Raw genomic sequence first — 801 nt, 5'->3', positions numbered from 1 at the left:
ACCCACGCTCAGGAATAGCAGCCCGAGAATAGGGCGCGGAAGTCGCCGTGACGGCCTCCTTCCGATGCGCTTTCGCCACCGGTTAGCCTGATCGGCGCCTTGGTAACGGTTGGCTTTCCCCACGCCTTCTCTCCCCAACGTGAGAATGCCTTCGCCGCAAAGGAGAGTCCAGAGAGCTTTAAGCGGTTGGTAACTAAGCGGCTGGCGGGCATGCGGCGTCTGATTTATCATCGGCGTCTATGGGAATACTTACACCGCGCCAAAAGCCAAAAAAAGCTTACCCAAACAGCGACCGCTTCGAGGAAGACGGGCGGCGCATCTACAGTTCCTATGCTGCCGCACAGGGCAAGAAACGCGGCAAACGCCGGAATTTGCAATTGGCTGTCGGGGGAGCGCTCGCGCTCGCCCTAGTGTTGGCGCTGTTGTTTTGGCTGATAGGCTCGTCATAACGGCGGTTGCCAAGCCCGCGGCTATGCCTTCGCATGAAGCGCGAATGGACTTGGAACACGTCGTCACCTAGATCGTTGACTGCGTGCCGCCGGAAACCTTCGCCGCGTTCAAAGCGGCCTTTGCCAAGGGCCGCTACTTCAATGACCACATCCGCAATCACTTCCGGTACCGTGTAGCGCCTACTAATGGGGACCTCGTTGTGGCGCGCGTTAGGAACAGACAGTCTAGCTTGACGACGGCACGGAGCCTCACCAATGACCACCAGCCCCCGAAAAGAGCGTAAATTTCCTGCTTCGGCCGGTATCCTTCTAGGGTTAGGCCTAGGCGGCTTTTTCGACGGGATCGTGCTCC

Annotated in this window: 1 protein-coding gene and 1 pseudogene; both read left to right on the top strand. The window is 58.7% G+C overall.

Going from position 1 to position 801, the window contains the following annotated elements; genetic code table 11:
• The first annotated feature begins 532 nt into the window (after positions 1 to 532).
• Positions 533 to 733: a KTSC domain-containing protein gene (locus tag EN807_RS37565; protein WP_281034029.1), complete on the top strand. Its 201-nt coding sequence runs from the start codon at positions 533 to 535 to the stop codon at positions 731 to 733.
• Positions 705 to 801 (top strand): annotated as a pseudogene (locus EN807_RS37155) (DUF2243 domain-containing protein); the annotation flags it as partial. The gene EN807_RS37565 and the pseudogene EN807_RS37155, both read left to right, overlap by 29 nt.

This window comes from Mesorhizobium sp. M5C.F.Ca.ET.164.01.1.1 (assembly GCF_004792125.1).
GTDB classification, from domain to species: Bacteria; Pseudomonadota; Alphaproteobacteria; order Rhizobiales; family Rhizobiaceae; genus Mesorhizobium; species Mesorhizobium wenxiniae.
The sequence above is the reverse complement of the archived record's forward strand: the minus strand, read 5'-3'. Positions and strand labels throughout refer to the sequence as shown.